Here is a 13103-nt window from a genome sequence, read left to right as displayed (position 1 = left end):
GTTGCAGCGCCGCTGCAATCACTGATCTTTCTACGAAAGGAAACGCCACCATGGCGAAGCTCACCACTGACGAGCTCCTTGACGCCTTCAAGGAGATGACCCTCATCGAGCTCTCTGAGTTCGTGAAGCTCTTCGAGGACACCTTCGGTGTCACCGCTGCCGCCCCCGTCGCGGTTGCCGCCGCTGCCGCCCCCGCGGCTGGCGACGACGCCGGTGCCGACGAGGAAGTCTCGGACAAGGTCGACGTCATCCTGACCTCCGGCGGCGAGAAGAAGATCGCCGTCATCAAGGAGGTGCGCGCTCTGACCTCCCTCGGCCTGAAGGAGGCCAAGGACCTCGTCGAGGGCGCCCCCAAGCCTGTGCTGGAGCAGGTCGACAAGGAGACCGCGGCCAAGGCCAAGGAGGCCCTCGAGGCCGCCGGCGGCTCGGTCGAGCTCAAGTGATCTGACCCCTCAGCTCACAGCGATCAACGGCCCGTCCCCTGCCGGGGGGCGGGCCGTTGCACGTGCTGCCGCGACGCGCCGGGGGCGGGGTTGCGCCGGCCGCCGCGGCCGCTATCATCGTGGCGTAGAGATCAAAGGGGATCGAAGTCGACCGCATGACCAGCAGGGCCTGCGGTAGTTGCCGTCCTGTGCCTATTGCTCTATAGTGGTTGTTTGCCCAGCTATGCGTTGCGCCCCGTGACTTGACACGGGAGCTTCGCCATGCACGGAAACATTTTGCTTCAAGCGTTCTTGGAAGGACCGTATCTTGGCCGCCTCGCGCTCTGCGTTGAAGAACACCAATGTCGTCTCATCCACCGGCCGAATCTCCTTCGCGAAGATTCATGAGCCGCTAGAGGTCCCCAACCTCCTGGATTTGCAGATCGACGCCTACAACTGGCTCATCGGTAACGAGGCCTGGGTGGAGAAGGTAGAGGGACAGCTGGCCGCTGGCCGTACCGACGTCAACACCCGCTCCGGCCTGGAGGAGATCTTTGCGGAGATCTCGCCCATCGAGGACTTCAACGAGACCATGTCTCTGTCGTTCCGGGACCACCGCTTCGAGAGCCCCAAGTGGACCATTGAGGAGTGCAAGGACCGGGACGTCACCTACGCGGCCCCCCTCTTCGTCACCGCGGAGTTCGTCAACAACGACACCGGCGAGATCAAGAGCCAGACGGTCTTCATCGGCGACTTCCCGCTCATGACGGATCGCGGCACCTTCATCATCAACGGCACCGAGCGCGTCGTCGTGTCGCAGCTGGTCCGTTCGCCCGGCGTGTACTTCGAGCAGACCCCGGACAAGACCTCGGACAAGGACATCTTCTCCTGCAAGGTGATCCCGTCGCGCGGTGCGTGGCTGGAGTTCGAGATCGACAAGCGCGACATGGTGTTCGTCCGCCTGGACCGCAAGCGCAAGCAGAACGTCACCGTTCTTCTCAAGGCCCTCGGCTGGTCCGAGGACAGGATCCTCGAGGAGTTCGGCGAGTACGAGTCCATGCGCCTGACGCTGGAGAAGGACTCCGTCAAGACCCAGGACGAGGCGCTGCTGGATATCTACCGCAAGCTGCGCCCTGGCGAACCGCCGGCGCGGGATGCCGCCCAGGCGCTGCTGGACAACTACTACTTCAACCCCAAGCGCTACGACACGGCCAAGGTCGGTCGCTACAAGATCAACAAGAAGCTCGGCCTCGACCTGCCGTTCGACCAGCAGGTCCTGACACTTGAGGACATCGGGGCCGCCATCCGCTACATCGTGGCGCTCCACGAGCACCGCGACACGCTGGGTGACCTTCCGGTGGAGCCTGACGACATCGACCACTTCGGTAACCGTCGTCTCCGCACGGTGGGCGAGCTCATCCAGAACCAGCTGCGCACCGGCCTCGGCCGCATGGAGCGCGTGGTGCGGGACCGCATGACCACGCAGGACATCGAGGCCATCACGCCGCAGACGCTGATCAACATCCGGCCCGTCACGGCGGCGCTCAAGGAGTTCTTCGGCACCTCGCAGCTGTCGCAGTTCATGGATCAGAACAACCCGCTCGCGGGCCTGACCCACAAGCGTCGCCTCTCCGCGCTCGGCCCCGGCGGTCTCTCCCGTGACCGCGCCGGCATGGAGGTCCGTGACGTCCACCCGTCGCACTACGGCCGCATGTGCCCCATCGAAACCCCTGAAGGCCCCAACATCGGCCTCATCGGCTCGCTGGCCTCCTTCGCCCGCGTCAACGCCTTCGGGTTCATCGAGACCCCGTACCGCAAGGTGGTCGAGGGCGTCGTCACGGACCAGATCGACTACCTCACCGCGGACGAGGAGGATCGCTACTCCATCGCGCAGGCCAACGCCCACGTCGGCAAGGACGGGCGGCTCTCCGAGGAGCGCGTGCTCGTGCGCCTCAAGCACGGTGACGTGGACCAGATCCCCGGCACGGACGTGGAGTACATGGACGTGTCGCCCCGGCAGATGGTCTCCATCGCCACGGCGCTGATCCCGTTCCTCGAGCACGACGACGCGTCGCGAGCCCTCATGGGCGCCAACATGCAGCGTCAGGCCGTCCCGCTGATCCGCAACGAGGCCCCCTTCGTCGGCACCGGCATGGAATACCGCGCGGCGGTGGACGTCGGCGACGTGACCCTGGCCAAGAAGCCGGGCGTGGTGACGACGGTCTCGGCCGATCTCCTCGAGATCGCCAACGACGACGGCACCTACCAGTCCTACAAGCTGGACAAGTTCGTCCGCTCCAACGCGGGCACCTGCATCAACCAGCGCCCGCTGGTGAAGCCGGGTGACCGCATCGAGGTGGGGACTCCGCTCGCGGACGGTCCCTGCACGGATCAGGGCGAGCTCGCCCTGGGCAAGAACCTGCTGGTTGCCTTCATGCCGTGGGAGGGCCTCAACTACGAGGACGCGATCATCCTCTCCCAGCGCATCGTCCAGGACGACGTCCTCACCTCGATCCACATCGAGGAGCACGAGGTCGACGCCCGCGACACGAAGCTGGGCGCGGAGGAGATCACCCGCGAGATCCCCAACGTCTCCGACGAGATGCTCGGAGATCTCGACGAGCGGGGCATCGTGCGCATCGGTGCCGAGGTCTCGGCCGGAGACATCCTGGTGGGCAAGGTCACGCCGAAGGGCGAGACCGAGCTGACGCCCGAGGAGCGCCTGCTGCGCGCCATCTTCGGCGAGAAGGCCCGCGAGGTGCGCGACACGTCCCTCAAGGTGCCCCACGGCGAGTCCGGCACGGTCATCGCGGTCCGCGTGTTCAACCGCGAGGACGACGACGAACTGCCTCCCGGCGTCAATGAGCTGGTGCGGGTGCACGTCGCCCAGAAGCGCAAGATCTCCGACGGCGACAAGCTCGCCGGCCGCCACGGTAACAAGGGCGTCATCTCGAAGATCCTGCCCATCGAGGACATGCCGTTCATGGAGGACGGCACCCCGGTGGACATCGTCCTCAACCCCCTGGGCGTCCCCTCCCGGATGAACGTGGGGCAGGTGCTGGAGAACCATCTCGGGTGGATCGCCAAGACCGGTTGGGACGTCTCCGAGGTGCAGGAGGAGTGGGCCGAGCGCCTGCGCGAGGTCGGCCTCGGCCGCATGGACGGCAACGCCAAGGTCGCCACCCCGGTGTTCGACGGCGCCTCCGAGGCCGAGATCAACGGGCTGCTGGCCAACTCGCTGGTCTCGCGTGACGGGGTACGCCTCGTCGACGGCGGCGGCAAGGCCCAGCTCTTCGACGGTCGCTCCGGCGAGCCCTACCCGCAGCGCGTCGGCGTGGGCTACATGTACCTGCTGAAGCTGCACCACCTCGTCGACGACAAGATCCACGCGCGCTCCACCGGCCCGTACTCCATGATCACGCAGCAGCCGCTGGGTGGTAAGGCCCAGTTCGGCGGTCAGCGGTTCGGCGAGATGGAGGTGTGGGCCCTCGAGGCCTACGGCGCCGCATGGGCTCTCCAGGAGCTCCTGACCATCAAGTCCGACGACGTGCCCGGCCGCGTGAAGGTCTACGAAGCGATCGTCAAGGGCGAGAACATCCCCGAACCGGGCATCCCGGAGTCGTTCAAGGTGCTCGTCAAGGAGATGAAGTCCCTCTGCCTGAACGTGGAGGTGCTCTCCGACGACGGCCGGGTCATCGACCTGCGCGATTCCGAGGACGACATGCGCTCTGCCGAGGACTTCGGCATCGACCTCGGCCGCCGCCCCGGCAGCGACAACTTCATGGATGTCGGCGAAGTCTGAGCGCACGGGGGGCGAGCCCCCCGTGGACCCCCCGGTGGGGGTCGATTCGCTCGAACATCGCTGAGGCCGTGGCAGGCGGACGACGTCCGCCTTCCACGAGGGGCTTCGCCCCCATCCTCCCCAGGACAACTTGAACCAGATTCACCCTGATCTCCAGGGCCCGTCACCGGCCACTGGAGGGGAAAGAGAAGCAACGTGCTGGACGTGAACTTCTACGACGAGCTGCGGATCGGTCTCGCCAACGCAGACCAGATCCGCGAGTGGTCGCACGGCGAGGTCAAGAAGCCGGAGACCATCAACTACCGCACGCTCAAGCCTGAGCGCGACGGTCTCTTCTGCGAGAAGATCTTCGGCCCCACCCGTGACTGGGAGTGCTACTGCGGCAAGTACAAGCGGGTCCGGTTCAAGGGCATCATCTGCGAGCGCTGCGGCGTCGAGGTGACTCGGTCCAACGTGCGCCGCGAGCGCATGGGCCACATCGAGCTCGCCGCCCCGGTGACGCACATCTGGTACTTCAAGGGCGTGCCGAGCCGGCTGGGCTACCTGCTGGACATCGCCCCGAAGGACCTCGAGAAGGTCATCTACTTCGCCGCGCACATGATCACCGCCGTCGACGAGGAGGCCCGTCACCGGGATCTCGCGTCCCTGCAGGCCAAGGTGGAGGTCGAGTCCAAGCAGGTCGCGTCCCGCCGCGACGCCGACATCGAGGCGCGCATGCGCAAGCTCGAAGAGGATCTCGCCCAGCTCGAGGACGAGGGCGCCAAGGCAGACATCAAGCGCAAGGTCCGCGAAGCGGCCGAGCGTGAGGCCGGCCAGATCCGCACCCGCGCGCAGCGTCAGCTGGACCGCATCGACGAGGTGTGGCAGCGCTTCAAGAGCCTGAAGGTCCAGGACCTCGAGGGCGACGAGATGCTCTACCGCGAGATGAAGAAGCGCTTCTCGAAGTACTTCGAGGGCTCCATGGGCGCCGAGGCCATCCAGAAGCGCCTCCAGTCCTTCGACCTCAAGGCCGAGTCCATCAACCTGCGCGAGATCATCGCCACCGGCAAGGGCCAGCGGAAGACCCGTGCGCTCAAGCGGCTCAAGGTGGTCGCGGCGTTCCTGTCCGGGCAGAACCATCCCTCGGCCATGGTGCTCGACGCCGTGCCGGTGATCCCGCCGGACCTGCGCCCCATGGTCCAGCTCGACGGTGGCCGTTTCGCCACCTCGGACCTCAACGACCTCTACCGTCGCGTGATCAACCGCAACAACCGCCTCAAGCGGCTGTTGGATCTCGGCGCGCCCGAGATCATCGTCAACAACGAGAAGCGGATGCTTCAGGAGGCCGTCGACTCGTTGTTCGACAACGGCCGCCGCGGCCGCCCCGTCACAGGACCGGGCAACCGCCCGCTCAAGTCCATCTCGGACATGCTCAAGGGCAAGCAGGGCCGGTTCCGCCAGAACCTCCTCGGCAAGCGCGTGGACTACTCGGGCCGTTCCGTCATCGTCGTGGGGCCGCAGCTCAAGCTGCACCAGTGCGGGCTGCCGAAGGCCATGGCGCTGGAGCTGTTCAAGCCCTTCGTCATGAAGCGCCTGGACGACCTCAACCACGCGCAGAACATCAAGGCCGCCAAGCGCATGGTGGAGCGTCAGCGCCCCGTCGTGTGGGACGTACTCGAAGAGGTCATCGCCGAGCACCCGGTGCTGCTCAACCGCGCACCCACGCTCCACCGCCTCGGCATCCAGGCCTTCGAGCCTCAGCTCATCGAGGGCAAGGCCATCCAGATCCACCCGCTCGTCTGCACCGCGTTCAACGCGGACTTCGACGGCGACCAGATGGCCGTGCACCTGCCGCTGTCAGCCGAGGCCCAGGCCGAGGCGCGGATCCTCATGCTGTCGACGAACAACATCCTCAAGCCCGCTGACGGTCGTCCGGTCACCATGCCCACGCAGGACATGATCATCGGCCACTACTTCCTGACGCTGCTGCGTCCGAGGGCAGGCGAGGGCCGCTCGTTCTCGTCGCTGGCCGAGGCCATCATGGCGTTCGACCGCGGGGACCTCGCGATCGGCTCGAACATCCACATCCGCCTGACGAACGTCGTCATCGACGGTGAGGAGGCGCGCCCCGACGGTTCGCACCTCGTGGCGACCACGCTCGGCCGCGCCCTCTTCAACGAGGCGCTGCCGGACGACTTCGCCTTCGTCAACACCGTCGTGGGCAAGAAGGTCCTCGGGCAGATCGTCAACGACCTGGCCGAGCGGTACCCGAAGGTGGTCGTTGCGGCAGCGCTGGACAACCTCAAGGACCTCGGTTTCAGGTGGGCCACGCAGTCCGGTGTGACGGTGTCCATCTCGGACGTCCAGACCCCGCCGCAGAAGGCCCAGATCCTCGAGGGTTACGAGGCCCGCGCGTCGAAGATCGACAAGCTCTACGAGCGCGGCACCGTGACGGAGGATGAGCGCCGCCAGGAGCTCATCGCGATCTGGACGGACGCGACAGCCGAGCTCACCGAGGCCATGAAGGCCAACTTCACGGCGGACAACCCCATCTTCATGATGGTGGACTCGGGGGCCCGAGGAAACATGACGCAGATGCGTCAGATCGCCGCCATGCGAGGGCTGGTGGCCAACCCCAAGGGCGACATCATCGCCCGCCCCATCAAGTCCAACTTCCGTGAGGGGCTGTCGGTCCTCGAGTACTTCATCTCGACGCACGGTGGTCGTAAGGGTCAGGCTGACACCGCTCTGCGTACCGCAGACTCGGGCTACCTGACCCGACGCCTCGTGGACGTCTCGCAGGATGTCATCATCCGCGAGGAGGACTGCGGCACCGAGCGCGGCCTGACCAAGGTCATCGCGAAGTGGACCAGGCCGGGCGCCGACGACATGGGTAAGCCGGTGCGGGTGGCGGCCGAGCCGTTCGCGGAGGGCGCCACGGTGGAGACCTCACCCGAGGTCGAGACCGCCGTCTACGCCCGTGCGCTGGCCGTCGACGCCGTCGACGCGGAGGGGACCGTCCTGGTCGAGGCCGGGACGGACCTGGGGGACGCTGAGATCAACGTCATGGTCGCGGCGGGCCTCACCGAGGTCAAGGTGCGTTCCGTCCTGACCTGTGAGTCCGCGTTCGGCACGTGCGCCCTGTGCTACGGCCGTTCGCTGGCCTCCGGCAAGGTGGTCGACGTCGGCGAGGCCATCGGCATCGTCGCGGCCCAGTCGATCGGCGAGCCCGGCACCCAGCTGACGATGCGTACCTTCCACACCGGTGGTGTGGCCGGGGACGACATCACGCAGGGTCTGCCCCGCGTGACGGAGCTCTTCGAGGCGCGTCAGCCCAAGGGCAAGGCCCCCATCGCGGAGGCCGACGGCGTGGTCCGGATCGAGGACGGTGACCGCAGCCGCAAGCTCGTCATCGTCCGCGACGACGGCGGCGAGGACCTCGAGTACCCGGTGGCGCGCCGCGCCCGCCTGGAGTTCGAGGACCACCACGGCAACCGGACTCACATCGAGGACGGCGTGCGCGTCAGCATCGGTCAGCAGCTGACCGCCGGCCAGGTGGATCCGCAGGACGTCCTGCGGATCCGGGGCCTGCGGAAGGTGCAGGAGCACCTCGTGGAAGAGGTCCAGCGGGTGTACCGCACCCAGGGCGCCCCCATCCACGACAAGCACATCGAGATCATCATCCGGCAGATGCTCCGTCGCGTGACGGTCATCGACTCCGGAGAGACGTCGATGATGCCAGGTGAGCTCGTGGACCGCGCCTCCTACGAGGCGGCCAACCGTCAGGCGTTGACCGAAGGCGCCAAGCCGGCCGAGGGTCGCCCGGTCCTCATGGGCATCACCAAGGCGTCGCTGGCCACCGAGTCCTGGCTGTCGGCGGCCTCGTTCCAGGAGACCACCAAGGTCCTCACGGACGCGGCCATCCAGGGCAAGAGCGACACGCTCAAGGGCCTCAAGGAGAACGTCATCCTGGGCAAGCTGATCCCGGCCGGTACCGGTCTCGAGCGGTACCGCAACATCCGGGTGGAGCCCACCGAGGAGGCCCGCGCGAGCGCCTACACCATGAGCTACGACCCGTACGACTACTCGTTCGGTTCCGATGTGGTCGGCCCCGCCGTCCCGCTCGACGAGATGGACTTCGGCGAGATTCGCTGACACCGTCCCATGGGGAGGGCTCCGGACTCGCGTCCGGGGCCCTCTTCCCTGTTTTGACCCTGGTGACGCGCTGGAGTAACCTTGTGAGGCGTGCCCGGTTGCTCGGGCCCATTTGTGCGTGCCCTGGCATGATCCTGGCGCTCTTATTCGTTGCGAAGAGACCAGACCTGTGCGGAGTTCGCACGGCAACTCGATGCGTCGTGAGGCTGGAAACGGTGACCTTGCCCCCCGCCGACCAGAGTTGCGCCAGGGAAAACCAACGTCCGCCCAGACAACGAAAGTGATACCAACAGGTGCCAACTATTCAGCAGCTGGTCCGCAAGGGCCGCACCGACAAAGTCTCGAAGAACAAGACGCCCGCGTTGAAGGGTTCCCCTCAGCGCCGTGGCGTGTGCACCCGTGTGTACACCACCACCCCCAAGAAGCCGAACTCCGCGCTGCGCAAGGTCGCTCGTGTGCGCCTGAGCTCCGGCATCGAAGTCACCGCCTACATTCCGGGTGTCGGCCACAACCTGCAGGAGCACTCGATGGTGCTCGTGCGCGGTGGCCGTGTGAAGGACCTGCCCGGCGTTCGCTACAAGATCATCCGCGGCTCCCTTGACACCCAGGGCGTCAAGGGCCGCAAGCAGGCCCGCAGCCGCTACGGCGCGAAGAAGGAGAAGTAATGCCTCGCAAGGGTCCCGCCCCGAAGCGCCCGGTCATCATCGACCCGGTGTACGGCTCCCCGCTCGTCTCTCAGCTCGTGAGCAAGATCCTGCTCGACGGGAAGAAGACCATCGCGCAGTCCATCGTCTACGACGCCCTGGAGGGCACGCGCACCAAGACCGGGACGGATCCGGTGCAGACGCTCAAGCGCGCGCTGGACAACGTCAAGCCGTCCGTCGAGGTGAAGTCCCGTCGCGTCGGTGGCGCCACCTACCAGGTGCCGATCGAGGTCAAGCCGGGCCGCCAGAACACCCTGGCCATGCGCTGGCTCGTGAGCTTCTCCCGCGCCCGCCGCGAGAAGACCATGACCGAGCGCCTCATGAACGAGATCCTCGACGCGTCCAACGGCCTCGGTGCCTCGGTGAAGCGTCGCGAGGACACGCACAAGATGGCTGAGGCCAACCGCGCCTTCGCGCACTACCGCTGGTGATCGGATGCCCCCGGGTTTCAACCCCGGGGGCCTTCACCGTCTACTACCCAGAGACATAAGGACTGCACAGTGATCGACCTTTCCAAGGTTCGCAACATCGGCATCATGGCGCACATCGACGCCGGCAAGACCACCACCACCGAGCGCATCTTGTTCTACACCGGCAAGACCTACAAGATCGGTGAGGTTCACGAGGGCGCCGCCGTGATGGACTGGATGGAGCAGGAGCAGGAGCGCGGCATCACGATCACGTCGGCCGCCACGACCTGTTTCTGGAAAGACAACCTGATCAACATCATCGACACCCCCGGGCACGTCGACTTCACCGTCGAGGTGGAGCGTTCGCTCCGCGTGCTCGACGGCGCCGTCGCGGTGTTCGACGGCGTGGCCGGCGTTGAGCCGCAGTCGATGACGGTGTGGCGTCAGGCCTCCAAGTACGGTGTGCCGCGCATCTGCTACATCAACAAGCTGGACCGCACGGGCGCCTCGTTCGACCACTGCGTCAAGACCATCCGTGAGCGCCTGAACACCGATCCGGTGCTCCTGCAGCTCCCGATCGGCTCCGAGGGCGGCTTCCTGGGTGTCGTGGACCTCGTGGAGATGCGGGCGCTCACGTGGCGTGGCGAGACCACGATGGGTGAGGACTACACCGTCGAGGAGATCCCCGCCGACCTCAAGGAGGCCGCTGAGGCCGCCCACGCCATACTGATCGAGCGCGTCGCGGACGTCGACGACGACATCATGGAGCTCTACATGGAGGGCGAGGAGCCCACGGTCGCGCAGGTCAAGGCGGCCGTCCGCAAGGGCGTCATCACCAACACGTTCACCGCTGTGGTCTGCGGCTCGTCGTTCAAGAACAAGGGCGTCCAGCCCCTGCTCGACGCCGTGGTGGCCTACCTGCCGTCCCCGCTCGACGTGCCCGCCATCGAGGGGTTCAAGCCCAACGACGAGTCGGTCCGCATGGAGCGCCACCCGGCCGAGGACGAGCCGCTGTCGATCCTGGCCTTCAAGGTGGCCGCCGATCCGCACCTCGGGCGCCTGACCTTCGTGCGCATCTACTCCGGTGTGCTGCACTCGGGGTCCCAGGTGCTCAACGCCACGAAGGGTCGCAAGGAGCGCATCGGCAAGATCTACCAGATGCACGCCAACAAGCGCGAGGAGATCGAGCAGATCGGCGCCGGCATGATCTGCGCGGTGATGGGCCTCAAGGACACCACCACCGGTGAGACCCTGTGCGACCCGGCCAACCCGATCGTGCTGGAGTCGATGACCTTCCCCAACCCGGTCATCGAACAGGCCATCGAGCCCAAGACCAAGTCGGACCAGGAGAAGCTCTCCAACGCCATCCAGCGCCTGGCGGAGGAGGACCCGACCTTCCGCGTCCACACGGACGAGGAGACCGGCCAGACCATCATCGCCGGCATGGGCGAGCTCCACCTCGACGTCCTCATCGACCGCATGCGTCGCGAGTTCAAGGTCGAGGCCAACATCGGCAAGCCCCAGGTGGCCTACCGCGAGACCCTCCGCAAGAAGGTGGAGAAGGTCGAGTACACCCACAAGAAGCAGACCGGTGGCTCGGGTCAGTTCGCCCGCGTCATCATCGACCTCGAGCCGACGGAGCCGGGTTCGGGATACGAGTTCGTCAACGGCGTCACCGGCGGCCGCATCCCGCGGGAGTACATCCCCGCGGTCGACGCCGGGATCAAGGACGCGCTGCACTTCGGTGTCCTGGCCGGTTACCCCGTGGACAACATCAAGGTGACGCTGACCGACGGCGCCTACCACGACGTCGACTCCTCCGAGCTGGCCTTCAAGCTGGCCGGCGCGCAGGCGTTCAAGGAGGCCGCCCGCCGTGCGGACCCGGCCATTCTCGAGCCCGTCATGGCCGTCGAGGTGACCACGCCCGAGGACTACATGGGCACCGTCATCGGCGACCTCAACTCCCGTCGCGGCCACATCCAGTCGATGGACGAGGCTCACGGCAACCGCGTCGTGCGGGCGCTCGTGCCGCTGTCTGAGATGTTCGGCTACGTCGGTGACCTCCGGTCGAAGACCTCGGGCCAGGCGTCGTACTCGATGGAGTTCGATTCCTACGCCGAGACCCCGAAGGCCATCTCCGAGGAGATCGTCGCCAAGGCCCGCGGGGGCGAGTGACCCCGGTCGCGGCGCACGGCGTCGCGCAGTGACACACGGATGGCCGGGGGAGACCCCGGCCATCCGGCGTTGTCCGCCCGGCCTCGGCCGGCGACGGCTGCGCGATGAACCCGGTTTGACTGAGAACGGTGCTCCTATAGGATTGGTCAGGTATGCGTTTGGGCGCTAAGCTCAGATGCTGACCTCTACTGAGGAACCACAAGCGACGCCCCGCAACCAGCGAGGCGAGATCCCAAGAAGGAGCCCTCGTGGCAAAGGCCAAGTTTGAGCGGACTAAGCCGCACTGCAACATCGGCACCATTGGACACGTCGACCACGGCAAGACCACTCTGACCGCGGCGATCACCAAGGTGCTCCACGACAAGTACCCCCAGTGGAATGCTGTGTCGGCGTTCGACCAGATCGACAAGGCGCCCGAGGAGCGTCAGCGCGGTATCACCATCTCCATCGCGCACGTCGAGTACCAGACCGAGAAGCGTCACTACGCGCACGTCGACTGCCCCGGCCACGCGGACTACGTCAAGAACATGATCACCGGTGCTGCCCAGATGGATGGCGCGATCCTCGTCGTGGCCGCCACTGACGGCCCGATGGCCCAGACCCACGAGCACATCCTCCTGGCCCGCCAGGTCGGCGTTCCTGCCATGGTCGTCGCCCTCAACAAGTGCGACATGATCGACGACGCGGACGCTGACCTGATCGAACTGGTCGAGATGGAACTCGACGAGATCCTGACGGCTCAGGGCTTCGAGGACACCAAGGTCGTCCGCGTCGCCGCGTTCCCCGCGCTCCAGGGCGACGAGAAGTGGAGCGCGACCATCCTCGAGCTCATGGACGCCGTCGACGAGTACATCCCGCAGCCCGCGCGTGACACCGAGAAGCCCTTCCTGATGCCCGTGGAGGACGTCTTCACGATCACCGGTCGTGGCACCGTCATCACCGGCCGCATCGAGCGCGGCATCGTCAAGACCGGCGAGACGGTCGACATCATCGGCATCCGTGAGACCAAGCAGTCCTCCACGGTCACCGGTGTGGAGATGTTCCGCAAGATCCTCGACGAGGGTCGCGCGGGCGAGAACGTCGGCCTTCTGCTTCGCGGCACCAAGAAGGAAGACGTGGAGCGCGGCATGGTTGTCATCAAGCCCGGTTCCACCACGCCGCACACGGACTTCGAGGCCAACGTCTACGTGCTGGCGAAGGAGGAGGGTGGCCGTCACAAGCCGTTCTTCTCGAACTACTCCCCCCAGTTCTACTTCCGCACCACGGACGTGACCGGGGTCGTCCAGCTGCCTGCCGGCACCGAGATGGTCATGCCTGGTGACAACACCGAGATGACCGTGCACCTCAACAAGCCGATCGCCATGGAGGAGAACCTCAAGTTCGCCATCCGTGAGGGCGGCCGCACCGTGGGTGCAGGCAACGTCGTCAAGATCCTCAAGTGATCTTGGCCTGAAAA

At 66.2% G+C, this 13103-nt stretch carries 7 protein-coding genes; all 7 read left to right on the top strand.

Translation table 11 applies throughout. The features are described 5' to 3' along the window. Positions 1 to 50 precede the first annotated feature (50 nt). The 7 genes from rplL (at position 51) to tuf (ending at position 13089) form a co-directional block, all read left to right on the top strand. Positions 51 to 443 carry a 50S ribosomal protein L7/L12 gene (rplL, locus tag ACZK5N_RS06750; protein ID WP_459020310.1) on the top strand — a complete coding sequence of 131 codons (393 nt, stop codon included), beginning with the start codon at positions 51 to 53 and terminating at the stop codon, positions 441 to 443. Between the two features lie 307 nt (positions 444 to 750). Then, positions 751 to 4224: a DNA-directed RNA polymerase subunit beta gene (rpoB, locus tag ACZK5N_RS06745; RefSeq protein WP_459020309.1), complete on the top strand. Its 3474-nt coding sequence runs from the start codon at positions 751 to 753 to the stop codon at positions 4222 to 4224. Positions 4225 to 4419: 195 nt separating this feature from the next. After that, positions 4420 to 8358 carry a DNA-directed RNA polymerase subunit beta' gene (gene rpoC / locus ACZK5N_RS06740; protein ID WP_459020308.1) on the top strand — a complete coding sequence of 1313 codons (3939 nt, stop codon included), beginning with the start codon at positions 4420 to 4422 and terminating at the stop codon, positions 8356 to 8358. Positions 8359 to 8651: 293 nt separating this feature from the next. Continuing rightward, positions 8652 to 9023 carry a 30S ribosomal protein S12 gene (rpsL, locus tag ACZK5N_RS06735; protein ID WP_077340453.1) on the top strand — a complete coding sequence of 124 codons (372 nt, stop codon included), beginning with the start codon at positions 8652 to 8654 and terminating at the stop codon, positions 9021 to 9023. Continuing rightward, positions 9023 to 9493 (top strand): 30S ribosomal protein S7, encoded by a 471-nt coding sequence (gene rpsG, locus ACZK5N_RS06730; RefSeq protein WP_459020307.1) that lies wholly within the window; start codon positions 9023 to 9025, stop codon positions 9491 to 9493. Before rpsL ends, rpsG begins: the two co-directional genes overlap by 1 nt. Positions 9494 to 9598: 105 nt before the next feature. Next, positions 9599 to 11647: an elongation factor G gene (fusA, locus tag ACZK5N_RS06725; RefSeq protein ID WP_459020415.1), complete on the top strand. Its 2049-nt coding sequence runs from the start codon at positions 9599 to 9601 to the stop codon at positions 11645 to 11647. Positions 11648 to 11895: 248 nt separating this feature from the next. Continuing rightward, positions 11896 to 13089, top strand: a complete 1194-nt coding sequence (gene tuf / locus ACZK5N_RS06720; RefSeq protein WP_459020306.1) for an elongation factor Tu — start codon at positions 11896 to 11898, stop codon at positions 13087 to 13089. Positions 13090 to 13103: the final 14 nt, after the last annotated feature.

The sequence above is a fragment of the Tessaracoccus pujii genome, assembly GCF_055326215.1.
This window is presented reverse-complemented; position numbering and strand designations above follow the sequence as displayed.